The organism is Muricauda sp. MAR_2010_75, from assembly GCF_000745185.1.
Lineage (GTDB): Bacteria > Bacteroidota > Bacteroidia > Flavobacteriales > Flavobacteriaceae > Flagellimonas.
This window is the reverse complement of sequence record NZ_JQNJ01000001.1, coordinates 1,149,355-1,173,511: the sequence shown is the minus strand read 5'-3', so window position 1 is coordinate 1,173,511 and position 24,157 is coordinate 1,149,355. Positions and strand designations below refer to the sequence as shown.

Genomic DNA, 24,157 nt, shown 5'->3' with positions numbered 1-24,157 from the left:
TATTAGTTTGGATGAAGAATGATGAGCGAATTGAGTCCCAAATCAATAAGCTAGAAGAAAAATACAAAAACTCTGGACAAGACCTAAGCTCTTATCTTGATGGATTGCTCTACCAGAGATACCTTACCTATTGGGACTACATACATTTGGATACACTGTTGAGCCTTCAAGTGCCGCGCACCCATTTCCCGGACGAGGAAATCTTCATCATGTACCATCAGATTACGGAACTTTATTTTAAGCTGATCATCCACGAACAAAAGCAGATTGTGGAGGATCGGTCCCAAGACCTTCGGTTCTTTATTGAAAAAGTAAACCGCATCAACAACTACTTTAAGGCCCTCATCTCTTCGTTCAGCATTATGATCAAGGGCATGGAGCGGGAACAGTTTCTTCGATATCGAATGGCGTTGCTGCCCGCCAGTGGATTTCAATCGGTACAATATAGAATGATAGAGATCTATGCCACCCCTTTGGAGAACTTGGTGCACCATACAGAACGTGACGGTTTTTCATCAAAAGACAACATAGAGGAACTTTTTGAGCATATCTATTGGAAGAAAGGCGCAACGGACAAGGCCACTGGAGAAAAAACCTTGACCTTAAAGCAATTTGAGATTCGGTATACCCCACGGCTCTTGCGTATTTCCAACCAAGTCAAGAACAGTACCATATACCATAAATATCTTCAGCTGCCCGAAGCATCCAGAAATAATAACGAGCTTGTAAAAGCGTTAAAAGAGTTGGACATGAATGCCAACGTAAATTGGCCGTTGATGCACATGGGCTCCGCTTACAGGTATCTGGCCAAGGAAAATCAGGAAATTGATGCCACGGGAGGCACCAATTGGAAACAGTTTTTACCACCCAGTTTTCAGAAAATAATATTTTTCCCAACTTTGTACTCAGAAAATGAGTTGGATACGTGGGGGAAACAGTGGGTAGATCATATTTTTAACCCGGCAAACAAGCAATACAAGGAAAAGGAACAAAAGTAGAATGCGAAAATTTATTGGGGCAATTTTGGCACTGGTGGTTCTGGTGTCGTGCAAAGAAGAAAAGGTTGTAGTAAATGATGAGTTGGTCAAGGTGGAAACCATAGAAAAACCACCCATCACCCATTTTGGGTTCAACCTAGATCACTTTAATGTGGTCCATGATACGGTTCGTCGGGGCGATAGCTTTGGGGAGCTTATGTTGAAAAACAAGGTGGACTATCCCAAAATTGCGACCATTTCTGAAAAATTCAGGGATACCTTTGATGTGCGAAAGATCAAAGTGGGCAAGCCCTATGTCATTCTTAAATCCAAGGACACTTCTGAAGTAGCCGAAATCTTTATCTATCAAAATGACAAGATCAATTACACTGTGGTTGATTTAAGGGATAGTGTAAAAGCTTACAAGAGCAAGAAAAAGGTAAAACTGGTCGAACGTGAGATAGGTGGTGTTATAGATCATAGTTTGTCCATGTCAATTGACACATTGGGAGTGGACTACAACCTAACCTTCGCACTTTCCGATATTTATGCCTGGACCATTGATTTTGGACGGTTGGACAAAGGCGACAAATTCAAAGTGGTTTTTGAAGAGCGTTATATCAATGATACCATTTATGCTGGGATTGGCGCCGTAAAGGCGGCCTATTTTGAGCACAAGGGAAAAACCATTTATGCTTTCCCATATATTTCAGATGCAACCAACAATATCTTAGAGTATTTTGATCAAGATGCAAATAATCTAAGAAGCACCTTTTTGCGGGCACCGGTTAAATTCCAATATCGATTATCGTCCCGGTACAATCTGAAAAGAAGGATTGCTTACTACGGGTATAAAGTAAGGCCCCATAAAGGAACTGATTTTGCTGCCCCGATTGGAACTCCCATTGTGGCCACTGCTGATGGAACAGTAACCGAATCGACCCGAAGAGGTGGAAATGGCAAATACGTAAAAATTAGGCACAACGATACGTACAGCACCCAATACCTTCACATGAAGGCCCAAAACGTAAAACGAGGCGACTTTGTACGCCAAGGTGATGTCATTGGTTGGATCGGAATGACAGGAAACACTGGCGGACCACACGTTTGCTATCGTTTTTGGAAGTATGGTAGACAGGTAGACCCTTTTAAAGAAGAACTTCCCGCTGCAGAACCCATCGCAGATTCGTTACGTACTGACTATTTATCGTACATTCAGCCGCTACGCGATCAATTGGATTGTATTGAATTGATAGAACCAACCCCAGAACTCGAAGAAACGCTCATAACCTATAACCCATAATGGCCCTACCCAGAATTAACCCCACTACAACCAACGCTTGGAAAAAACTTTCGGAACATTATAAAGAAAACAAGGACACTCACCTAAGACATTTATTCGCAGAAGATACTGAGAGAGGTAAAAAGTTCAATATCCTGTGGGATGACTTCTTGGTAGATTACTCCAAGAACCGAATTACGGAAGAAACCCTTTCCCTTTTGCTGGATTTGGCCGAGGAAGTAAAGCTTAAAGAGGCCATGGCCGGTTATTTTGGTGGAGACCTCATCAACCAAACCGAAGGAAGGGCCGTACTCCATACCGCACTTAGGGCAAATAAAGGAGACACCATTTTGGTTGACGGTGAAAATGTTGTAGAGGAAGTTTACGAAGTAAAAGAGAAGATAAAATCCTTTTCGGAAGCCGTAATTTCTGGTGAGAAAAAAGGATTCACCGGAAAAGCCTTCACCGATGTGGTCAATATTGGCATTGGGGGGTCCGATTTGGGTCCAGCGATGGTCACCGAAGCCTTAAAATTCTACAAGAACCACTTGAAAATGCACTTTGTGAGCAATGTGGATGGCGATCATGTGCATGAAGTGTTAAAGGAACTCGATCCAGAAACTACCTTGTTCATCATCGTTTCAAAATCCTTCACCACCCAAGAAACATTGAGCAATGCCCTCACCATTAAAAAATGGTTTTTGGAGCACGCTTCGCAAAACGATGTAGCCGAGCATTTTGTGGCCGTTTCCACCAATCTTGAAAAAATAGAGGAATTTGGAATTGCCGATGATAACGTGTTTCCCATGTGGGATTGGGTCGGGGGACGATTTTCACTTTGGAGTGCCGTTGGGCTTTCCATTGCCCTTTCGGTAGGTTATAAAAATTTTGATGAGCTGTTGTCTGGAGCCCATGCCATGGACAACCATTTTAAGGAAGCCCCATTTTCTGAAAATATACCCGTTGTTTTGGCCTTGTTGAGTATCTGGTACAATAATTTTTATGGTGCAGAGACCGAGGCCATTATTCCATATACCCAATATTTGCATCGCTTTTCGGCCTATTTGCAGCAAGGGATTATGGAAAGTAATGGGAAAAGCGTGGACCGTGCCGGCAATAGGGTGGGGCACGAAACCGGGACCATTATATGGGGAGAGCCCGGGACCAATTCGCAGCACGCTTTTTTTCAATTGATCCATCAAGGCACAAAACTGATTCCAACAGATTTTATCGGTTTTAAGGAATCATTACATGGCGATGTGGACCACCACAATAAGTTAATGGCCAATTTCTTCGCACAGACCGAAGCATTGATGAACGGAAAAACTGCTGATGAGGTCAAAAAAGAATTGAAGGCACAGGGCATATCGGAAGAAGAATTAAAATCCTTGCTTCCATTCAAAGTGTTTGAAGGCAACAAACCCACCAATACCATATTGATACAAAAACTCACTCCAAAAACCCTTGGGGCATTGATTGCCCTTTATGAGCACAAGATCTTCGTTCAAGGGGTTGTTTGGAACATTTTCAGTTATGATCAATGGGGTGTGGAATTGGGCAAACAATTGGCCAAGACCATTCTCTCAGACATAGAAAATTCAGAAATTGGCAAACATGACGCCTCCACATTGAATCTTTTGCAATTTTTTAAGCGTTGATCAAGTAGGTTTTTATTTGTTAAGAAAAACCATAAGCAATTGTTTGTCAACTATTTTTCTTTGTTAATTTTGTGTTAACTGTAACAAGCTCATTTAACTTTGGCTTAATCGCTGAAAGTCAAAAATGAAGCACATTTGCAGGGCAAATTAAACACTTAAACACTGAAAAATGAGAAAAATTTACTTGGCTGTTGTGGCAATTTTTGTGTCCGCAATGGCATTTTCACAAGGAACAATTACTGGTACTGTGGTGGACGCCGAGCTTGGCGGCCCGCTTCCTGGGGCCAGCGTGGTGGTTAGGGGTACTTCAATTGGTACTTCTACCGATTTTGATGGAAACTTTACTCTGGAAGTTGACCAAGCTTCCGGAACCCTAGTGGTTTCTTATATTGGATTTGTTAAGCAGAATGTTTCTTTTAGCTCTGCTGGGAACGTGGGAACCATTTCTTTGCAACCCGATGCAGAAGAATTGGAAGGCGTAGTGGTTGTAGGTACAGGGATTATTGACCTTGCTGCGGATAGACAAACACCAATCGCGGTTTCTTCGGTACCAATAAAAACTATCCAGGAAAAAATAGGAACACAAGATGTAACCATGACATTGGTGAACACTCCCTCTGTATACGTCTCTGGACAAGCAGGTGGATTCGGAGATACCAACATGAGGGTTCGTGGTTTTGATCAAGATAACACCGCTTTCCTTTTGAATGGTCAGCCTATCAACGGTATGGAAGATGGTTTGATGTACTGGTCAAACTGGTCTGGACTGAACGATATTGCTACTGGAGTTCAAATTCAAAGAGGACTTGGATCTTCTAAACTGGCCATTTCTTCTGTAGGGGGTACGGTTAACTTTGTAACCCAGGCAACCGAGATGAATGAAGGTGGTTTTGGATATGCCACTGTGGCCAATAACAATTATATAAAAACCTCTGCTGGTTACAATACTGGAATTTCTGATAAAGGATGGGGTTTAAGTGTAATGCTTTCACACTGGCAAGGTGATGGTTACAACGAAGGAATGTTTGGTGAAGGACAGACCTATTTTATCTCTGTAGGTTATAGGCCCAATGACAGCCATAACTTCAACTTTTTGATTACTGGGGCGCCTCAGTTCCACGATCAAAACTTTACCAAACCAATATCTGACTATTTGGAATATGGTTTACGTTACAACAACAACTGGGGAACTTACAATGGTCAATATTTGACTGAAAGAAGAAACTTTTACCACAAACCAGTGGCTAACTTAAACTGGGACTGGAATATTGATGATACGTCCACTCTATCAACCGTATTATATGCCTCTTGGGGTAACGGTGGTGGTACTGGGGATCGCGGAAACCGTATTAGAACAGATGAAGGACGTATTGATTATAACGCAATTTATGCATTCAATAATAGTGTTCCCAATGGTGCTGGAGGATATTTTGCCGCTGGTGGAGGGTATGTCACCAGAGCATCCATGAACCTGCATAACTGGTATGGGTTGATCTCAAACTTTGAAAAGCAATTGTCGGATAATTTGACTTGGAACGTAGGTTTCGATTTAAGAACGTATTACGGGAAGCACTTTAGGGTGGTTTCTAACTTTCATGGACTTAATTCGTGGCAAGAGAATATTCGGTTGATCGATCAAAACAATAACCATGAGCCTTATGGTACTTTTGGAACCTATAAGCAAGTAATTGCAACAGAATCGTTTAGGCCATCCGGATGGGCCGCAGCGTTCAACAGCTATCCAGAAGATCAAAAAATTGCCTATAGCAATGATGAGAGAATCTCTTACGGTGGATTGTTTACCCAATTGGAGTATGCTACTGATCAATTTTCTGCTTTCTTCCAAGGATCTATTTCAAATCAATACCACCAAAGGTTTGATCCCTATCAGTACGCAGACCAGTCTTTGATTAATGGGACCTCTTCCCAATGGACAGGAGAGCCTCTTCCTGCTGGAATAGAGCCTGGGGTGGATTCTGAAAAGGTGAATAATTTTGGTTACAATGCCAAAGGTGGTTTTAGCTACAGCCCTACAGATCAGCACAGTTTTTATTTTAACACAGGATACTATAACCGTCAACCATATCATGACAACATTTATTTGAACTTTACGAACCAAATAAATCCGTTAACAGAAAATGAAAAGATTTTTGGTTTGGAAGCGGGATATAAATATTCTAGTGCTGTGTTTTCAGGAAGTATAAATGCTTACCGTACCTCATGGAAGGATCGTGTAGAAACCACTTCTGATGTTGTTGACGACGTGGTAACCTATACTTCTAATTTTGGAACAGAGCAATTGCACACTGGTGTTGAGCTGGATGCTAAAATAAGACCGATGAGCGGACTTACTTTTAATGCATTTGCCTCAATCGGAGATTGGCAGTACAAAGGTGAAGTGGTTACCCAAGTTACTGATGAGGAACGTAATGTAATCAGTACCGAGACTGAAGATGTTGATGGTGGTAAAGTAGGTGGCGCCGCGCAACTTTCTGGTGGACTTGGATTTGCTTACAGAATTTCCAATATGTTCTCTATTGATTCTGATTTTAGATACTATGACAATCTTTATGCTGATGTAGGGGCCATTAAGGAAAATCTTGAATTGCCATCATTCGGTCTGTTGGATGCTGGGGTAACATTTAATCTTCCTTTAGGAATAGACAAGACCAAAAACTTAAAGATCAGAGCCAATATGAACAACGTATTGGACAAGGAGTACATTTCTACCTTGAGCACTGCGAACTTTGCTGAAGCTGGCGATGAGACTTATGATGGTCTTGCAGTATCTAACCGAGGATATTTTGGTTTGGGAAGAACTTGGAACGTTACTTTACGTTACGATTTCTAAGTATAACTGAAAGAATATGTAAAACCCTGCCCGTCGGCAGGGTTTTTTTATTTTCAAATTCGTTATTTTTAGAGTCAAAACTATACTCAAAATGGAAATTATCAAGAACCTACACTCGTATCTTGCCTATATTGTATTGGCTGTACTCATCATTGCGGTGGTCAATGCCCTATTGGGGTGGCTGGGTAAAAAGGATTTTACCCTTCACAAAGACCTTCGAATCAGTCTGTTTGCACTCATTTTAAGCCATATCCAGCTTTTGGTGGGGCTTATTCTGTACTTCGTTTCCGCGAACGGACTTAAAGCCATCCAAAGCTTGGGCATGGGTGGATTGAACGCTCCTGCACGCCTATTGGCCGTAGAACATCCTTTTATCAACATCATAGCTTTGGTGTCGATCACCATGGGGTGGTCTCGTCACAAGAAGTTTATGGAGAGTGATAAAAAGTTCAAGACCATTACTATTTTTTATGGTTTGGGGCTACTATTGATTCTGAGCCGTATTCCCTGGGGGCAGTGGTTCAGTTAATGCGCTAAGGTATCATTCCCGCGTTCACCTGCAATAGGCAGGAAGGCGGGAATCTCATTTTTTCTCTTTTATCAAAAACAAATAAACGGGAAAGTGGTCGCTGTACCCTGCCGTATAGCTTCCACCAGCATACGTCCTTAGCGGATACCCTTTATACTTTCCCTCTGTGGTTCGGATAAAGGAAGGAGAAAAGATGCCCGCTTTCCAATAGGATAAAGTCTCTTTCCCATCATTCACTAAATTGGCCGTTATAAAAAATTGGTCAAAAAGATTCCATTTATCGCGATACGCTAAAGAACCCAAGCCTTTTTTGTATAACTGTTCCATAGGGTTGAAAAGACTTAGACTGTCCAATTGATTTATTTTGCCTTTGGTCTTCAAGATGCTCTTCAAACTATCGTCACGCGGGTCGTCATTCAAATCGCCCATACAAATGATTTTGGCCTTCCAGTTCAAATTTTGGATGGAATCAATGATACGTTTGTTCAACAATGCGGCCCGTACCCGTTTGGGATTGCTTTTGGCGGCCCCACCTCTTCGAGAGGGCCAGTGGTTCACCAGAAAGTATACATCTTCACCATCCATAAGTCCACCCACTACCAATTGATCACGCGTATAGACACGCTCACCAAGGTCATCAAAAAGTAAAAGGCGATGACTCTTAAAGGAAGTGGGCAAATAAGAGGATTTTTTAAAAAGTAAGGCAACATCTATCCCCCGTGCATCCGGGGAATCAAAATGCACAATGCCATAATCTTTGTCCCTCAAATTCGGGTGAAGGATAAGATCTTCTACCACTTTTCGGTTCTCCACTTCACACAAGCCAATAACATCTGGTGAAGTTTTGGACGTATCCTCCCCTATTTTGGAAAGTACCTTAGAAATGTGGTCGATCTTTTGGAGATACCGTTCTTGCGTCCAATGATAGCTTCCTTCGGGAGTACGATCATCATCAAAAGTGAGAGAATCGTTCTCCGTATCAAACAGGTTTTCAACATTGTAGAACGCAATGGTTCTTAGGGTATATGTTTTGGACGTTTGTCCATAAAGTGAGGTCGATATTAATACAAGTAGGCATATTAATAATCGCATTTTATTTTGATTTTGCCACTAAAATAAGTAAGATTGCGAAATTATCGCGCAGCCTGTAAGGCAATTACAACCCCTTTTTTATTAATTAACCTACTCATAAGCTATGAGAACAGCTATGTTCTTGGCTGTATTTTGTTGGACTACTATGCAATATGGACAACAGAGTACTACCATTTCAGGGCGTGTGCACGAAAGGGGAACCAATACGCCTATTTACAAAGCCAGTATTACTATTAAAGGCTTTTCAGAAAAATTTTTCACCGATGAGAATGGGAATTTTGAGTTGTCAATTCAGGACTCTGGGGATGTTCTATTGACCATTTCCTCTCCAGATTTTATTTCAAAACGATTTTCAATATACCTGTCTGACGAGACCGTTGAATTAGGTGAAATTCTATTGGAAAGAGACATTGAACGGGAAAAGACAGACAACCTGATAACCCTTACTGATGGTGATCTTTTGGATGATGGGGAAACCATTTCGGGGACTTTGGGATTACTCCAGTCCACAAAAGATATATTCCTCAATAGGGCCGCTTTTGATTTTGGCCAAGCCTTTTTTAAGGTCCGAGGGTACGATTCCCGTAACGGTAACGTCTTGATCAATGGCATTCCCATGAACAAATTTTTTGATGGTCGACCTCAGTGGAACAATTGGGGCGGGCTCAATGATGTGGTCCGAAATCAGGAGTACACCTATGGGTTAACCGAGAACCGGTATGCCTTTGGAGGGATTCTGGGCACAACAAATATTGACACGAGTCCATCTGGGATGCGCCCGGGCATCCGCTTGTCCAGTTCTGCATCCAACCGAACGTACAGAGGTAGGTTGATGGCCACCTATAATTCTGGGTTGGGGAAAAATGGTTTGGCCTATACTTTTTCAGCTTCAAGGCGATGGGCCAAAGAAGGTTATGTAGAGGGCACTCTGTATGATGCATATTCCTTTTTCGGAGCATTGGAATATCAATTCAACCCGCAGAACAGCATTGTGTTCACATCCATTCTGGCACGTAATCGAAGGGGACGTTCCTCCGCACTTACGGAAGAGGCCTTTGCACTTTTGGGAAATCAGTATAACCCATATTGGGGCACTCAAGATGGACGAATTCGAAATTCTAGGGAGCGCGACATTTTTGAACCCCTATTTCTATTGAACTACAAACTGAAACTGGACAAATTGGATTGGAATTTGGGTGTTGCCTATCAATTTGGTTCCAATGCAAGAAGCCGATTAGGCTATTTTAATGCACCAAATCCAGACCCTACCTACTACCGATATTTGCCCAGTTACCACATCAATAGTTCCATTGGCGCGGATTTCATCAATGCAAATCTGGCCAAGGAGGCTCTTTTGGACAACCCCCAAATGGATTGGAATCAGCTCTATACCGCCAATACCAACCCCAATACCAATGGCAAAGCCGCCTATGTACTTTACAATGATGTGGCCAGGGATGATCTAATGACCTTTTCTACTAGTTTGGACTACAATTTTAATGACATGATCAATATGGGTCTGGGTGGGAATTTTAGAAAGATGTCTTCAGACAATTATGCTGAAATTCAAGACCTGCTGGGTGCCAGTTTTCATGAAGATATTGATGCGTTTTCCAATACCTTGAACGATAGCAATGGAAACTTGGAGAAAACCGAGGGAGACATCTTCAATTATCACTACACCTTGGATGCTTCCCAATTTGAGGTTTTTGGGCAGGCTTCTTTATCAGCCAAAAAGTGGAGTGGATTTGCTTCGGCCTCCATGACCAGCTTTGCTGTGCAACGCAATGGCTTGTTTGCCAATGAGCGTTTCCCGGAAAGTTCGTTTGGGTCGAGTGAAAAAGTGTCTTTTTCCAACATTGGATTAAAGGGCGGCCTAACCTACTTTTTATCAGGTAGGCATTGGTTTTCGGCAAACGGGGCTAAAATTGAGCGAGCACCCACACTTCAGAACACCTTTATCAACCCAAGGGAAAACAATGCAGTTGTGCCCGATATTCAAAAAGAGACCATTACTACTGTAGATTTGAATTACTTCATCAGACTGCCTGACCTAACCGGGCGTATAAGCGCTTTCTACACCCGTTTTCAAAACTTGACAGACATCAATTTCTTTTTTGTGGATTCAGGTCTGGGTTCGGACTTTGTTCAGGAGGTCATCACTGGTTTGGACCAGTTGCATAAGGGGATAGAATTTGGATTGGAGTACGAGGCATCATCCAGCGTAAAAATATCCGCGGTTGGAAACTTTGGTCGTTACGTATATGCCAGTGACCCCTTTGTTCAGATAAATTTTGATACCGCCGGAGCAGAAGAGGAACTCATTGACCCGGAAGGCACTATAGATTTGGGCATTGCCAAACTCAAGGAATTGAAATTGGCCCAAGGTCCCCAAACTGCATTGGCCTTGGGAGTGCAATACAGGGCACCAAAATATTGGTGGGTAGGAGCCACTGCAAATTACCTCACCAATAACTACATTAATATTTCTACCATTACCCGCACGCCAAGCTTTGTTTTGAATCCAGATACAGGGGAACGCTTCCCAAATGCCACCGATGAAAATATTGATGAGCTTTTAAGGCAAAAAGCCCTGGATAATATTTATCTGCTCAATCTTATAGGAGGGAAATCTTGGTTGTGGGGCAAAAAATATATCAGCGCTTTTGTGAGCGTCAATAATCTTTTTGATTCGGTTTTTAGGACTGGTGGCTATGAACAAAGCCGTAACGGCAATTTTGGACAATTGCAAAAAGACAATTTGAGTGGTACCCCGTCCTTCGCCCCAAAATATTGGTACAGCTACGGAAGAACCTATTTTTTGAATCTGGCAGTCAGTTTTTAAACAGTGAAATTATGAGAAAACAAATATGCATTTATACATCCCTTTTTAGTTCGATTTTAGTGGCATCTTGTGTGGGCAATGTGGATTTTGACATGCCCAAAACACAATGTGATGCAAACTTGGAATCCAACCTAAGTTTTTCTGAATTAGATGCAATGGTTGAGGATGAGGTAATACAAATTCATGATGATTTGGTGTTGGAGGGGTATGTAATTTCTTCGGACAAAGCAGGGAACTTTTTTAATGTACTATATCTACAAAATGCTCCGGAAAACCCTACTATGGGCATCCAAATTGAAATTGATTATAGAGAATCCCATTTGTTTTACCCTGTAGGCAGCAAAGTTTTGGTAAAGTTGAATGGTTTGTACCTTGGGAAAAGTAGCGATATCATAAAGTTGGGCGGTACATTTACTTCTTTTGGCACTATTTCCGTTGGTCGATTACCGGGCTTGAAAGTGCCAGAGCATATATTTTTGGCTTGTGATGAAAACCGTGGTTTGGAACCAATTCAAACCACTATTTCGGAAATAGAAAATATGCCTTGGAACACCTTGGTCAAATTAGATAGCTTGGAGTTTTTGGAAGATGAGTTGGGACAGCCTTTCGCGATAGCCGAAGAGGAAACAGAGCGGGTTTTGAAAGACTGTACCGAAAATGAAATAGTGATGTTGAACAGTGGGTATGCCGATTTCCAGCCAGAATTGCTTCCTGAAAATAATGGATCGGTGATCGGGGTTTTGATTAAGGATGGAAAAAATCGGCAATTGGTGATTCGGGGTTTGGAAGACCTTGATTTTTCCAATGATCGATGCCCCGAAATCATCACCGAGTTCACATCGACCCAAATTTTCATTTCAGAATTGGCAGATCCAGACAACAATTCAGGTGCCCGTTTTGTGGAACTATACAATTCAGCACCCGAGCCCCTTGATTTGAACTTGTGGACACTTCGACGGTATACCAACGATAATACCGAGGTGAGCTCTTCCATTGATTTATCAGGATTGATTATTGGGGCTGAAAGCACCTTGATCATATCGCCCAATGCCGAAGAATTTGAGTTGGTCTACGGATTTCCTCCAGATTTGGGCGTTTCCACCAACAGTCCAGCCGATTCCAACGGGGATGATAACTTAGAGCTGGTTGACCCCTTCGGAGAGGTAGTCGATGTATTTGGCGTAATTGGAGAAGATGGTTCTGGCACAAACCACGAATTTGAAGATGGTCGTGCTATTCGCAACGCGGCTGTTGTTGAGGGCAACCCGATTTACACCTTTTCCGAATGGATTATTTACAACGATACGGGTGATGCTGGAACCATAAAACAACCCCAAAATGCCCCCGAGGATTTTTCCCCAGGGGTTAGGGATTAAATTTTAAAAGGGCTTATATCCAAATTTTTGCCCACCAACAGAAGCATCGGCCATTAAGCCAGCCTTTGGAAGGGCAAAAACAGCTACGCCATCTTTGTATTTGGCCTCAAAGGCAATACCAGATTTAAGCGCAACGGCAGAAGTTTCGGCAGCAAATTGGAACTTTTCTTCCTTAAATCGCTGTAGGTCCACTGGGGTTTCAAAAAAAATGACCTCTATAATGGCCTGCCCACCAGCTTGTAAACCAATGTTCAATTTTTTAAGGTCGGCCATGCCTACGGCTTCCCCGCCTTCATAAACAACGCCATTTCCAGAAGCTCCTCCAATGATAAAACCACCTTTTCCCACGTTGGGGAAAATTACATAGCCTGCAGAATTTTCAAAGAAACGCTCTAAACCATAATGGTTCTCCACGAGGGTTTGTTTTGCCTTCTTGGCATCATTCATTATTCTTTTATCCTTCACATTTTGCGCCATTGCAGTAGAGGTAAAAACAACCAAAACTGCCAGCATTATTGATTTTGGAATTTTCATAGTGTTCCTGTTTTATAGTGTATATCAAAGTTAAAAAACAAACCCCTTCCAAAATGGAAAGGGTTTGCCAATTAATGTTAAGGAAATTGTATTCTTGTCTTATTCGGGAAAATCGGAATGGGCCATTACCTCTTCCATTTGTAATACATGACGTTCGGTATGTGCGGCGGTAAAAACAATTAATTGTACTCCATCAACAGCACCAAAAGGAAGGTCGTTGTTATACCTGTTCCTAAGGTCATCATCGGTGGTTTTTACATAGTCAATAAGTTCGCTTCTTTTATCCAAAAAAGCTTGCAATGTTTCCTCATGGGATCCAAACTTCCCACTGGGCTCAAAAGGTTCCGAAGTTTTTACTTTGTTGCTCCGATCTGAAATCATGGGCATAATTTGTTCATCTTTAAAAACTAAGGAGTCTTTCAGTGCTGGATTGGCGCCATCGGCAACGGTTTTATGGACCAAGCCCCCAAAGGTGTTTTCTATGATGGCCAGGTGCTCCACCACTTCGGCAATGGACCAAGTGTTAACATCAGGCTTAAAGTTCAGTTGGTCATCACTTAAACCGTCCAGAACACTCAACATGTGATCTCGTGTTTCGGTCAAGTGGTTGTTCACCATTTGGCGCTCTTCTTCGGTAAGCTTGGTTGTATCCGTACTAAAACTAAAAAGTACCAAGGTTACCACGGGTAGCATAAATTTTTTCATTTGTTGTGGGTTTTAAGTTGTTTGATAGTGTTTTCGGATTGAAAAAATAATCCAACATAAAGATAATGTAAAAAAACACCCTTTTAGGGGGTGAATGCGCCATTTTAAGGGTGCGGTTATGCAAAAGAAAATATCTATGCCTTTGTAAATCATAATAAATTAAATCTATAATTTTATAGTATTTTAATATCAATTATCTATGCTTTGGATGGGCAATTTTGTAATTTTATGAAGGCTTAAAATTTAATTAAAACAACATACAATCATGAGTAAAGAAATGGCAAACGGGGCAGATGCAAGTCAATGCCCATTTTTGAGTGAAGTGGCCGGTGGAGGTACACAAAATGAAGATTGGTGGCCCAATCGACTTAAGTTGGAACTTTTAAGCCAGCATTCTGAAAAATCGAACCCACTTGGTGAGGACTTCAATTATGCCGAAGAGTTCAAGAAGCTGGATTACGCAGTGCTTAAAAAAGACCTTTTGGATGTTATGACCGATTCACAAGACTGGTGGCCAGCTGACTTTGGCAGCTATGCCGGTTTGTTTATCCGTATGGCATGGCACAGTGCGGGAACCTATCGTGTTCAAGATGGTCGCGGTGGCGGTGGCCGTGGTCAACAACGTTTTGCGCCCCTTAACTCGTGGCCAGATAACGTGAGTTTAGACAAAGCCCGTCGCTTGTTATGGCCTATCAAACAAAAATACGGACAGAAAATATCTTGGGCAGACCTTATGATATTGGCTGGAAATGTAGCTTTGGAATCAACAGGGTTCCGCACTTTTGGTTTTGCAGGTGGTCGAGAGGACGTATGGGAGCCGGATCAAGATGTATATTGGGGAAGCGAAACCGAATGGTTGGCAACGAGTGATACACCAAACAGTCGTTATTCGCACAACAAAGAAAAACGCGATTTGGAAAATCCCTTGGCAGCCGTTCAAATGGGATTGATTTATGTAAACCCAGAAGGCCCAGATGGCAATCCCGACCCAGTGGCTGCTGCACATGACATTCGTGAAACTTTTGAGCGTATGGCGATGAACGATGAAGAAACCGTTGCATTGATTGCTGGTGGTCACACCATTGGTAAAACACACGGGAATGGAGATGGCGAAAAAGTAATGATGGATGCAGATCCAGAAGCAGCAGATTTGGCATCACAAGGCTTTGGATGGGAAAATAAAAATGGTACAGGAAAAGGTTCAGATGCCTTTACTTCTGGATTGGAGGTAATTTGGACATCAACACCAGTAAAATGGAGTAATGATTTCTTTAAGTTTTTGTTCGAATATGAGTGGGAATTGACCAAATCTCCAGCTGGTGCGCACCAATGGGTAGCTTCAAATGCGGAGGCCATTATCCCAGATCCTTTTGGCGGACCTAACAGAAAACCAACGATGTTGACTACGGATCTTTCGTTGCGTTTTGATCCTGCATACGAGAAAATTTCACGTAAGTTTTATAAAGACCCAGAGGCTTTTGCCGATGCTTACGCCCGCGCTTGGTTTAAGTTAACGCACCGTGATATGGGACCGCTTTCCCGTTACTTGGGACCTGAGGTGCCTAAAGAAGAATTTATCTGGCAAGATCCAATTCCTGCGGTAGATTATACTTTGGTAGGTGCTTCAGATGTAAAAGCATTAAAGGCAAAAGTATTGGATTCTGGTCTTTCAGTTTCTGATTTGGTGTATACCGCCTGGTCATCTGCAGCTACTTTCCGTGGTGGGGACAAGCGTGGTGGAGCAAACGGCGCTCGTATCAACTTGGAGCCCATGAAAAGTTGGGAAGTAAACAAAGGAACCGACAAAACTATCGCTGTTCTTGAAGGAATTAAAGATGAATTCAATAGCAATGCTAGTGGAGGTAAAAAAATCTCCTTGGCCGATATGATTGTTTTGGCGGGTAGTGCAGCGGTTGAAAAAGCAGCTAGCGATGCTGGTGTGCCAACTGAAGTACCCTTTACGCCTGGTCGTAACGATGCCACTCAAGAACAAACTGAGGTTGATTCAGTGGATTATTTGAACACTCCTTATGATGGATTTAGAAATTATGTGGTGGAAGGGGTAAAAGTACCTGCGGAGCATTTGTTGGTGGATAAAGCTCAATTATTGACGCTTACTACTCCTGAAATGACCGCTCTTGTAGGTGGTTTACGTGTACTTGGTGCCAATTTTGATGGTTCAAGACATGGGGTGTTTACAGATAACATCGGTGTATTGAGCAACGATTTCTTTGCCAACTTACTCGATATGTCTACCGAATGGAAAGCTGCCAATGAAGAAAAATCCCTATATGAAGGTGTTGATCGGAAAACAGGTGATTTTAAATGGAGCGGTACTCGAGTGGACTTGGTATTTGGTTCAAATTCCATTTTGAGGGCCTTGGCTGAAGTATATGCTTCTGAAGATGGTAAGCAAAAGTTTGTTGCGGACTTTGTTGCTGCATGGACGAAGGTCATGAACTTAGATCGCTTTGACCTGAATTAGAAAAAAGCATTTCTATAGTATATTAAGAAAAAGAAAATTAATTTGACAAGCTGCCGCATCCCCCCAAGGTTGTGGCAGTTTTTTTATAACTTCCACAAATAAGATGAGCAATACGGATAATTTATTCAACCACATTCGTAATGGTGATTCAGAGCAGGTTGAAATGCTTTTGGACACCGATCATAAATTATTGGAATCCAAAGACCAAAGAGGGTCTACACCCTTGTTGTTGGCTGCGTATTACGGTCATGAGAAATTGGTTGACCTTTTGTTGGAAAAAGGGGCAGATGTGGATGCCAAGGATGGTTCTGGCAATACAGCCTTGATGGGGGTTTGCTTTAAAGGATATACCAAGATAGCGGAACAGCTGATAAATGCCGGGGCCAATGTAAACCACATTAATGCCATGGGGGCCACCAGCCTTATTTATGCCGTCACCTTCAACCGGCAAGAAATTGCCCAATTATTAATGGAGCATGGTGCAGATGTTTCCATAAAGGATGCAAGAGGCAATTCTGCTTTGGATTATGCTCAAGAACAAGGGATGCACCCCTTGGTGGAACTATTTAAAAAAGCCAGATGAAATCAATACTCAAAATAGCACTTATTCAATCTCCGTTACACTGGGAAGATCCTTTGGGCAATAGGGAAATGTTCCAAGAAAAGATAGTAGCCATCCCTGATGAAGTGGATTTGATTGTTCTGCCGGAAATGTTTACCACGGGCTTTACCATGGAGCCCCAGAACATTGCACACCCTGAGGGAAATGCAACGATAGCCTGGATGCAAAAATTGGCCAAACAAAAACAAGCAGCCTTAACAGGAAGTATTGTTTATCATGAAGATAACAGATATTTCAATCGTCTGTTTTTTGTGTTGCCCAATGGGGATGTAAAAGCCTATGATAAAAAGCATACTTTTAGCTTGGCTGGAGAGGATTTGGTGTACGAAGCTGGTACCCAAAAGCTGTTTGTGGAGTATAAGGGATTTAAAATTTGCCCTATGATTTGCTATGACCTCAGATTTCCAGTTTGGTCCAGAAATGTGGATGACTACGATGCCTTGATTTATGTGGCCAATTGGCCAAAGCCCAGAATTTCTGCTTGGGATACCCTGCTCCAAGCCAGGGCCATTGAAAATATGGCCTATACCATTGGAGTCAACAGAATAGGATTGGACGGTTTGAACTATGAATATTCCGGACATTCAGCAGTGTACGATACTTTGGGTAAAAAATTAGCATACTCAGAAGAGGAAGAGATTTTGTATGCCACTTTGGAGAAGAAGCATATTGAAACTACTCGAAACAAGTTACGGTTTTTGGAGGACAGGGATCAGTTTACTCTGTTAGGATAAAACGCTGTTCCATTTCCCAATTGGCACGTACTTCAATTACATCGGGATAATAACTGATTTTTTCGGGCTGTATTTTTTTGAGGTAATTACCCGTATCCCATTTTCCGTTACCATTCTCGTCAAAAATTACTCGAACGATATAATTGCCCGGATCAAGATTGTTGAATTCAAAGCTTTTGGGTTCGTTCGCAATAATTTCCCTTTGTATCACAGCTTTCTCGTTCAAGAGTTGCAATATAAGAGGGTATTGGACTGCTCCACCAAGGTTAAAGCGTAAATTTCCATAATCCGCATAACTGCTGGTTGAGATATTGTAGTCCAACGTATCATTTTGAATCCCAAAAAAATCGGTAACAGCTCCAGGAAGGAAGGCAAACCGATACTTTTGATTGGGCTCAACATCAAAGTCAAAATAGATTTTGTTTTCCAATGAATCAATGGAATACTTATAGGAAGCCAGTACGGAATCGTTGACCACAAGTCCAATTCTGGTTGTATCCACTGAGGCTATCGGTGTATTGGCCAACACACTGAAAGTATCCTCAAAACCAAATCTACCCTGAAGACCATTGCTCAATGTGAGTGAGTCCAAAGGCAGTTTGCGGGTTTTAACCGTAAAGGTATCGATCATCTCCATTTTTGTATTGGTCACGGTAAAAATAATGGAGTCCAAATCTGTGGGAGTGATCCAGTAGTTCAAGGTATCTTTCTCCCGATCTTTTCGGATAACGGTTTTTACTGAATCTGGAAGCTCTGTTAAAGTTTCAATAGCAATGTCTTTGTAATCTCCTTGATATCCAAAAATTATACGGTTTTTGGCAACATAGCTGGGCACTGAAATACTATAATCTGGCAATTCCTTGAACAAATTAAGTAGATAAATGGAGTCCGTGGGCAATGTTATGGTGTCTTCAAGAAATCCAATCTTGTCGGACCTTTGATCAAATTTATTGTTTTTGTTCTCATCCTTTATGGCAAACAAGGCATACTTTCCGGCCTTAAGGTTCCTCAGCTCAAAAAGAGGCAGACTGTCTCCCGTATTGGCAATATAATTGGGAAGGTTTTTATAGACTGTGGAATCGGTATACGCTGTGTCCATTTCATAGAGCATCACACTCACAAACTCATCTGCTTTTCTGTTATAAGCATCCTTTACCGCTCCACTTAAGGTCAAAGAATCTATATAGTCGCCCGTTGAAAATACATAGGTTAAAAAACTATTTGGATTCCCTTCATTGTTGTCCACAAGACTTTGTCCAAAATTTAGGGTATAGGTGGTATTTTCCTTTAAGGTATCTTTCAGGGTAATCTCAATAAACTTTCTGGGGCCACCCTGCGGGGTTATTTCAGGTTGATTTTTTAAAGGAGGCGAGACGACCAATTGCTGTTGTACATCTTCCAATTTGATGAGTTCATCAAAATAGAGCCGAATTTTTTCAGCTTTAAAATTGGTTGAGAAATTTTCGGGCTCGGCACGTATGAGTTCCGGAGGAGTCAAGTCTTTCGGGCCACCTGAAGGAGAACCAGATCTTTTGGCACATTGCCAAAGGGCGAGGACCACAAAGGCGAAAAATAGTAAACCCAGTATTTTTTTGATGTACGCCATGCTCAAAACCAATGGGACAAAGAAACAACTAATTTGAAAACTTGACCTAAGGATTCACAAATTTTAACCCTAGGGCACAACGGCCATACTCAGTACGGAAACACGGACATTTTTAAGCTGCAAGAGCACTTTGGCACAGGACTCTATGGTAGCTCCGGTAGTAATGACATCATCCACCAAAAGCACATGTTCAAAGGACGTTTTGGCTTTGTAATTGAGTTGAAAGGCTTCTTTGGAGTTCTCCCAACGCAATTGCCGATCTTTTTTGGTCTGTGTCTTTGTGTTAAGGGTCTTTACAAGCAGATCGTCCCGATATTCCGCCCCAATGGAGGAGGCAATTTTTTGGGCAAATAAAGCTACTTGGTTATAGCCTCTTTTTTTCAGTTTTTTCCGATGCAAGGGAACGGGCACCACAACATCGACTTTTTTAAGACTCCCGTCTCTTTCCAAAAGACTTCCACACCAATCCCCAAAAAAGGCTCCAATTTGCTCTTGATTTTTGTATTTTAACCAGTGCAGCAAGTTTTTTACTATCCCATTTTTGGAGAAAAAAACAAACGAAGCTGCCTTTTTTATAGGAATTCTCCCATAAAATATACGGTCTACCGCGTTTTCTTCCAGAAAGTTATGATCGGTGAGTGGCATTTCATGTCGACAAACGGCACACAAAACGCGTTCTCCCCTGAATAATTGGGCATTACATCCAAAACATACCTGTGGCAATAGGATGTTGTTAATCTCGTTTATTATCTTAGCCAACCTTTTTGGTGTCAAATCGTATATGCGTTAGAGTAGTCTGTTAGTCCATGAACCCCCAAGATAACAATTTCAACTACAAAATTATCTTTGCTGCACTTGTTGCGGTCATAGTGGGTATTCTCATAGCTTTTTATTACAGCTATGCACAGTCTCAGAACCAAATGTCGTTTTTGGAAGATGAGAAATCCATTTTGGTAAAGGACCTTACTTTGATGAAAGCCGAAGTAGATCGTTTGTCCGGGCTCAATGAGGTCAACGAAATAGAATTGCAGACGTCCAGGTTCAGGGTGCAACAATTATTGGATTCTGTGGGGAGGCTTAACTTCAGTATCACTAAACTAAAGGAAACCCGAAAAGAGCTCCGCAAACTGGAAATCCGGTTTGATAGTTTAAAACTCAAAAACAATTTCCTTCGATATAACAACAGCCTTATGGCAAGTCGTTATGAAGAGACCCGCAAACAGCTCGAAGAACTCAGGGGCAAGGCCAGTTCCATGGAACAATCAGAGTCGCTGCTCAGGGAAACCAACAGGGAATTGACCAGGGAACTTCGCATAAAAAGCTACCTAAAACTACAGGACGCCGAAGGTAGTGGATTCCGATTGCGTGCTGGACGCCCCATCAAGACCAACAAAGCCTCGACCATTGAAAAACTTAGGGGCTGCGTCACTGTTTTAAGTGACCCCAATGAAAGAGGGGATGTAAAAGTGCTCTACCTCCAATTTTTGGATCCCAATATGGCCGTTATAGAGGATAATGCCAATACGGTTTCTGTAAGCGGCAACACCTACAGTAAAAAAGTGGAGATTGTGTACACCGGAAAGGAAATCAGTATTTGTGATGCCATTACGGTTCCCGAAGGTTCCTTGCCGGAAGGAATTTACACCCTTAATGTTTTTGAGGACGAAAGATTGTTGGCTTCCACAGAATTTCAGCTGAAATAACATACTTCTTTTTGGGTAAAATTCTATTTTTGCCCAATGGCAAATCAGGAAGACATTTTTAAGAAGGTTATCTCCCATGCAAAGGAATACGGGTACGTGTTTCAATCCAGTGAGATTTATGACGGACTCAGTGCGGTTTATGACTACGGACAGAACGGCGCAGAGCTAAAGAAAAACATTCGCGAATATTGGTGGAAAGCCATGGTGCAGCTCAATGAGAACATTGTGGGCATTGATGCTGCCATTTTCATGCACCCGACCACCTGGAAGGCCTCCGGCCACGTGGATGCCTTCAACGACCCGTTGATAGACAACAAGGATTCCAAAAAAAGATACCGAGCCGATGTCTTGATAGAGGATTATGTGGCCAAAATCGAAGCTAAAATAGAAAAAGAGGTTGCTAAGGCCGAAAAGCGTTTTGGGGATAATTTTGATAAGGAACAGTTCCTGTCTACCAACCAGCGTGTCATGGATTATCAAGCTAAGGCTGATGAAATCCTAAAACGTATGGGGAAATCCTTGGAAAAAGAGGATTTGGCAGATGTTAAGGCCTTAATAGAGGAATTGGAGATTGTTTGCCCTGTTTCAGGATCCAAAAACTGGACCGATGTAAAGCAGTTCAACCTGATGTTTGGCACCAAATTGGGTGCTTCAGCTGATAGCGCCATGGACCTCTACCTTCGCCCTGAAACCGCACAAGGGATATTTGTCAATTTTTTGAATGTTCAGAAAACGGGACGCATGAAGATTCCGTTTGGAATTGCCCAAACCGGAAAAGCCTTCCGTAATGAGATTGTGGCTCGCCAGTTCATCTTCCGTATGCGAGAATTTGAACAAATGGAAATGCAATTTTTCATCAAGCCCGGCACCCAAATGGAGTGGTACGAGGCTTGGAAAGAAAAACGAATGAAATGGCACCTATCTTTGGGAATGGGCGAAGACAATTATCGTTTCCACGACCACGAAAAATTGGCTCACTACGCGGATGCCGCGGCTGATATCGAATTTAAATTTCCATTTGGATTTAAGGAATTGGAAGGAATCCATTCCCGAACTGATTTTGATTTGGGCAACCATGAAAAATATTCGGGCAAAAAACTGCAATACTTCGACCCAGAGTTGAACGAAAGCTATGTTCCTTATGTGTTGGAAACTTCCATTGGTCTAGACCGTATGTTTTTGGCCGTCTTCTCCAATGCATTGCAAGAGGAAGAGTTGGATAATGGTACCACACGAACCGTATTAAAAATCCCAGCCGTTTTGGCCCCCAACAAAGTGGCTGTTTTGCCTTTGTTGAAACGAGACGGTCTTCCCGAAGTGGCCCAAAAGTTGGTTGATGAGTTGAAATGGGATTTCAATGTGGATTACGATGAGAAGGATGCCGTTGGGCGCCGTTACCGTCGTCAAGATGCGGCAGGAACGCCATTCTGTGTTACCGTGGACCACCAAACCTTGGAAGATGACACGGTTACCATTCGCCATAGGGATACCATGGACCAAAAACGCGTGAAATTATCCGAGGTAAAGGACATCATCTCAAAAGAAGTGGACATGCGCTACTGGTTGCAGAAGATTTAGATTTTTTGATTTAGAAAGTGTAAATAGTAATATACTTTTCCGACCTAATTTAACGTTGGGTACCTGTATTTAACTCGAATTTGGTACAATTGTAACTTTTTTTATCTACATTGTGAGGGCAGTTATTTACCTCTATATTAATCTTAATAGAACGGTCTAATATGTCTGAATATCTTTTTGAAGGCGATTATAGTAACAAATCGGGCAATGTTAAGGTGAAACTTTTTTTAGTTCATTTTATTGATGAGGATGGAGTTCATTTTATTTACTCTCCCCACCTTGATTTATCAGGTTATGGCAAAACAGAGGAAGATGCAAAAGAGTCTTTTAAAATAGTGTTTGAAGATTTTGTGGATTATACTTTAAAGAAAAAAACCATAGGAAAGGTTTTAAAAAATTTAGGTTGGAAATTAAAAGGAACTTTAAAAAGACCTAGAAACATTGTCGCGCCAAGCATCACTTCTGTTATTGGTAAAAACGACTATGTTTCTGAAATTTTCGACAAATATCCTGTTAATACTTATCATGAAGAGGTAGGCATCCCTACTTATGCTTAAAATCAATTGTTAGATGTCTACCAAGAAATTATCCAATATCCCACTAAAGGATTTTAGGAAATTTCTTAAATATGAAGGACTCAATATTATAAAAGACACAAAGGGCAGAGGAGGGCATGAAAAATGGTCAAAAAAAGGGATGGATAGACCAATTACAATTCAAACCCACATAGACCCTGTTCCAGAATTTATTGTCAAACAAGTACTGAGACATTTAAAAATGGACAGAAAAACATTTTTCAAATGGTTTGAGAATATGTAATTTCTAAACAACTTTTTCAAAACTATATCCAAGGAAGTGGACATGCGCTATTGGTTACAGAAAATCCAGTAGATTTTTTCATTCATTTTTTACAATTGCTTCCATGCATTCAATGAAAGTTCTATGGCTATCACCTAGTTGAAAATTGCTGGGAAGGTCAAACAAAAACTCCTTTTGGTCATTATATAATATATAAATGCTGTGATACACCACTTTTTGACCAAACTTGTTTATGGTCTTGGATTTTGGCTCGGAAGTTAGCTTTTTGAAATCTCGGAACTGTATCTTAATTGGTTTGGAAATAGGCGTTCTAAAAATGTTGTTCCTTTCCATATTAATGGTTTTCTCAACAGTATCTATTGTGATGCTTCTTGAGGCAACAAAATACTTAAAAACAATCCAGGCAATCCCGATTAGCAATAGCCCAGTCACCCAAAAGCGGGAATTTTTAAGATTGGAGAGAATCATCCCTAAAAATGGAATGATACATAGTAGCATAAACAAACCCGCGTAGAGGTAGGCATAACCATGCACTTTTTTTAGTGTAAAATGGGTATGGTCTCCTTTAATATCAAAGCGTAAGGTTGGGAAAATGGGGATATATCCTTCAAAAAGGTTCGCCAATTTTAGATAATGAATTTTGATATTTGCCATGAGCCAAACTTTCTTGGCCAGCAAAATATCCCTAAAGGAGAAAATGTTCGAAGTCAAATTTATAGATGGTAGTTATGGGTTGACCAATCCAAAAATCTGGTAGAGAG

The 24,157-nt window shown here is 41.6% G+C and carries 19 protein-coding genes; 13 read left to right on the top strand and 6 right to left on the bottom strand.

Annotated elements, in window-relative coordinates:
- The first annotated feature begins 11 nt into the window (after window positions 1-11).
- From FG28_RS05215 to FG28_RS05195, 5 genes are all read left to right on the top strand, one after another.
- Window positions 12-998, top strand: a complete 987-nt coding sequence (locus FG28_RS05215; protein ID WP_036380516.1) for a tryptophan 2,3-dioxygenase family protein — start codon at window positions 12-14, stop codon at window positions 996-998.
- A 1-nt stretch (window position 999) separates the two neighbouring features.
- Window positions 1,000-2,280 (top strand): peptidoglycan DD-metalloendopeptidase family protein, encoded by a 1,281-nt coding sequence (locus tag FG28_RS05210; protein ID WP_036380514.1) that lies wholly within the window; start codon window positions 1,000-1,002, stop codon window positions 2,278-2,280.
- Window positions 2,280-3,917, top strand: a complete 1,638-nt coding sequence (pgi, locus tag FG28_RS05205) for a glucose-6-phosphate isomerase (protein WP_036380513.1) — start codon at window positions 2,280-2,282, stop codon at window positions 3,915-3,917. Before FG28_RS05210 ends, pgi begins: the two co-directional genes overlap by 1 nt.
- Before the next feature lie 169 nt (window positions 3,918-4,086).
- A complete protein-coding gene (locus FG28_RS05200; protein ID WP_036380511.1) occupies window positions 4,087-6,768 on the top strand; it encodes a TonB-dependent receptor domain-containing protein in 2,682 nt (893 codons plus the stop codon).
- A 91-nt stretch (window positions 6,769-6,859) separates the two neighbouring features.
- Entirely contained in the window at window positions 6,860-7,297 is a 438-nt protein-coding gene (locus FG28_RS05195; protein WP_036380509.1) for a hypothetical protein, read from the top strand.
- Window positions 7,298-7,351: 54 nt separating this feature from the next.
- Here FG28_RS05195 and FG28_RS05190 read toward each other — a convergent pair whose 3' ends face one another.
- Window positions 7,352-8,389 (bottom strand): endonuclease, encoded by a 1,038-nt coding sequence (locus tag FG28_RS05190; protein WP_036380507.1) that lies wholly within the window; start codon window positions 8,387-8,389, stop codon window positions 7,352-7,354.
- Window positions 8,390-8,492: 103 nt separating this feature from the next.
- Here FG28_RS05190 and FG28_RS05185 point away from each other — a divergent pair, with 103 nt between their 5' ends.
- Window positions 8,493-11,234: a carboxypeptidase-like regulatory domain-containing protein gene (locus tag FG28_RS05185; RefSeq protein WP_036380505.1), complete on the top strand. Its 2,742-nt coding sequence runs from the start codon at window positions 8,493-8,495 to the stop codon at window positions 11,232-11,234.
- Between the two features lie 11 nt (window positions 11,235-11,245).
- Entirely contained in the window at window positions 11,246-12,610 is a 1,365-nt protein-coding gene (locus tag FG28_RS05180) for a DUF5689 domain-containing protein (RefSeq protein WP_036380503.1), read from the top strand.
- A 3-nt stretch (window positions 12,611-12,613) separates the two neighbouring features.
- On the opposite strand, the gene FG28_RS05175 is transcribed toward FG28_RS05180, so the two are convergent.
- Both FG28_RS05175 and FG28_RS05170 read right to left on the bottom strand, forming a co-directional pair.
- The gene (locus FG28_RS05175) at window positions 12,614-13,144 is read right to left on the bottom strand and encodes a lipid-binding SYLF domain-containing protein (protein ID WP_036380501.1); all 531 of its coding nucleotides are present in this window, start codon (window positions 13,142-13,144) and stop codon (window positions 12,614-12,616) included.
- 99 nt (window positions 13,145-13,243) lie between these two features.
- Window positions 13,244-13,849 carry a DinB family protein gene (locus tag FG28_RS05170; RefSeq protein ID WP_036380499.1) on the bottom strand — a complete coding sequence of 202 codons (606 nt, stop codon included), beginning with the start codon at window positions 13,847-13,849 and terminating at the stop codon, window positions 13,244-13,246.
- 265 nt (window positions 13,850-14,114) lie between these two features.
- Here FG28_RS05170 and katG point away from each other — a divergent pair, with 265 nt between their 5' ends.
- The 3 genes from katG (at window position 14,115) to FG28_RS05155 (ending at window position 17,690) form a co-directional block, all read left to right on the top strand.
- Window positions 14,115-16,334, top strand: coding sequence for a catalase/peroxidase HPI (katG, locus tag FG28_RS05165; RefSeq protein ID WP_394297324.1), 2,220 nt, complete (start codon window positions 14,115-14,117; stop codon window positions 16,332-16,334).
- Window positions 16,335-16,437: 103 nt separating this feature from the next.
- Window positions 16,438-16,917 (top strand): ankyrin repeat domain-containing protein, encoded by a 480-nt coding sequence (locus FG28_RS05160; RefSeq protein WP_036380497.1) that lies wholly within the window; start codon window positions 16,438-16,440, stop codon window positions 16,915-16,917.
- Window positions 16,914-17,690 carry an amidohydrolase gene (locus FG28_RS05155; protein ID WP_036380495.1) on the top strand — a complete coding sequence of 259 codons (777 nt, stop codon included), beginning with the start codon at window positions 16,914-16,916 and terminating at the stop codon, window positions 17,688-17,690. The genes FG28_RS05160 and FG28_RS05155 overlap by 4 nt, the downstream gene beginning before the upstream one ends.
- On the opposite strand, the gene FG28_RS05150 is transcribed toward FG28_RS05155, so the two are convergent.
- Both FG28_RS05150 and FG28_RS05145 read right to left on the bottom strand, forming a co-directional pair.
- Window positions 17,674-19,296 carry an Ig-like domain-containing protein gene (locus FG28_RS05150; RefSeq protein WP_036380493.1) on the bottom strand — a complete coding sequence of 541 codons (1,623 nt, stop codon included), beginning with the start codon at window positions 19,294-19,296 and terminating at the stop codon, window positions 17,674-17,676. The two genes, FG28_RS05155 and FG28_RS05150, sit on opposite strands and share 17 nt — an antisense overlap.
- 69 nt (window positions 19,297-19,365) lie before the next feature.
- Window positions 19,366-20,055 carry a ComF family protein gene (locus FG28_RS05145; protein ID WP_231562599.1) on the bottom strand — a complete coding sequence of 230 codons (690 nt, stop codon included), beginning with the start codon at window positions 20,053-20,055 and terminating at the stop codon, window positions 19,366-19,368.
- 47 nt (window positions 20,056-20,102) lie between these two features.
- Between FG28_RS05145 and FG28_RS05140 the strand changes: the two genes are divergently transcribed.
- From FG28_RS05140 to FG28_RS05130, 3 genes are all read left to right on the top strand, one after another.
- Window positions 20,103-20,999, top strand: a complete 897-nt coding sequence (locus FG28_RS05140) for a hypothetical protein (protein ID WP_036380491.1) — start codon at window positions 20,103-20,105, stop codon at window positions 20,997-20,999.
- A 36-nt stretch (window positions 21,000-21,035) separates the two neighbouring features.
- Entirely contained in the window at window positions 21,036-22,577 is a 1,542-nt protein-coding gene (locus tag FG28_RS05135) for a glycine--tRNA ligase (RefSeq protein WP_036380489.1), read from the top strand.
- A gap of 161 nt (window positions 22,578-22,738) precedes the next feature.
- The gene (locus tag FG28_RS05130; RefSeq protein ID WP_036380487.1) at window positions 22,739-23,134 is read left to right on the top strand and encodes a hypothetical protein; all 396 of its coding nucleotides are present in this window, start codon (window positions 22,739-22,741) and stop codon (window positions 23,132-23,134) included.
- Window positions 23,135-23,474: 340 nt separating this feature from the next.
- Here FG28_RS05130 and FG28_RS05120 read toward each other — a convergent pair whose 3' ends face one another.
- Window positions 23,475-24,050, bottom strand: a complete 576-nt coding sequence (locus FG28_RS05120) for a hypothetical protein (protein ID WP_036380484.1) — start codon at window positions 24,048-24,050, stop codon at window positions 23,475-23,477.
- Window positions 24,051-24,157 lie beyond the last annotated feature (107 nt).

What these genes read in the sequence shown, in the direction of transcription:
- FG28_RS05175 (WP_036380501.1), bottom strand. Translation starts at nt 13,144, where the DNA reads ATGAAAATTCCAAAATCAATAATGCTGGCAGTTTTGGTTGTTTTTACC.
- FG28_RS05135 (WP_036380489.1), top strand. Translation starts at nt 21,036, where the DNA reads ATGGCAAATCAGGAAGACATTTTTAAGAAGGTTATCTCCCATGCAAAG.
- FG28_RS05140 (WP_036380491.1), top strand. Translation starts at nt 20,103, where the DNA reads ATGAACCCCCAAGATAACAATTTCAACTACAAAATTATCTTTGCTGCA.
- pgi (WP_036380513.1), top strand. Translation starts at nt 2,280, where the DNA reads ATGGCCCTACCCAGAATTAACCCCACTACAACCAACGCTTGGAAAAAA.
- FG28_RS05200 (WP_036380511.1), top strand. Translation starts at nt 4,087, where the DNA reads ATGAGAAAAATTTACTTGGCTGTTGTGGCAATTTTTGTGTCCGCAATG.
- FG28_RS05120 (WP_036380484.1), bottom strand. Translation starts at nt 24,050, where the DNA reads ATGGCAAATATCAAAATTCATTATCTAAAATTGGCGAACCTTTTTGAA.
- FG28_RS05190 (WP_036380507.1), bottom strand. Translation starts at nt 8,389, where the DNA reads ATGCGATTATTAATATGCCTACTTGTATTAATATCGACCTCACTTTAT.
- katG (WP_394297324.1), top strand. Translation starts at nt 14,115, where the DNA reads ATGAGTAAAGAAATGGCAAACGGGGCAGATGCAAGTCAATGCCCATTT.
- FG28_RS05130 (WP_036380487.1), top strand. Translation starts at nt 22,739, where the DNA reads ATGTCTGAATATCTTTTTGAAGGCGATTATAGTAACAAATCGGGCAAT.
- FG28_RS05170 (WP_036380499.1), bottom strand. Translation starts at nt 13,849, where the DNA reads ATGAAAAAATTTATGCTACCCGTGGTAACCTTGGTACTTTTTAGTTTT.
- FG28_RS05185 (WP_036380505.1), top strand. Translation starts at nt 8,493, where the DNA reads ATGAGAACAGCTATGTTCTTGGCTGTATTTTGTTGGACTACTATGCAA.
- FG28_RS05180 (WP_036380503.1), top strand. Translation starts at nt 11,246, where the DNA reads ATGAGAAAACAAATATGCATTTATACATCCCTTTTTAGTTCGATTTTA.
- FG28_RS05160 (WP_036380497.1), top strand. Translation starts at nt 16,438, where the DNA reads ATGAGCAATACGGATAATTTATTCAACCACATTCGTAATGGTGATTCA.
- FG28_RS05195 (WP_036380509.1), top strand. Translation starts at nt 6,860, where the DNA reads ATGGAAATTATCAAGAACCTACACTCGTATCTTGCCTATATTGTATTG.
- FG28_RS05215 (WP_036380516.1), top strand. Translation starts at nt 12, where the DNA reads ATGAAGAATGATGAGCGAATTGAGTCCCAAATCAATAAGCTAGAAGAA.
- FG28_RS05210 (WP_036380514.1), top strand. Translation starts at nt 1,000, where the DNA reads ATGCGAAAATTTATTGGGGCAATTTTGGCACTGGTGGTTCTGGTGTCG.
- FG28_RS05150 (WP_036380493.1), bottom strand. Translation starts at nt 19,296, where the DNA reads ATGGCGTACATCAAAAAAATACTGGGTTTACTATTTTTCGCCTTTGTG.
- FG28_RS05155 (WP_036380495.1), top strand. Translation starts at nt 16,914, where the DNA reads ATGAAATCAATACTCAAAATAGCACTTATTCAATCTCCGTTACACTGG.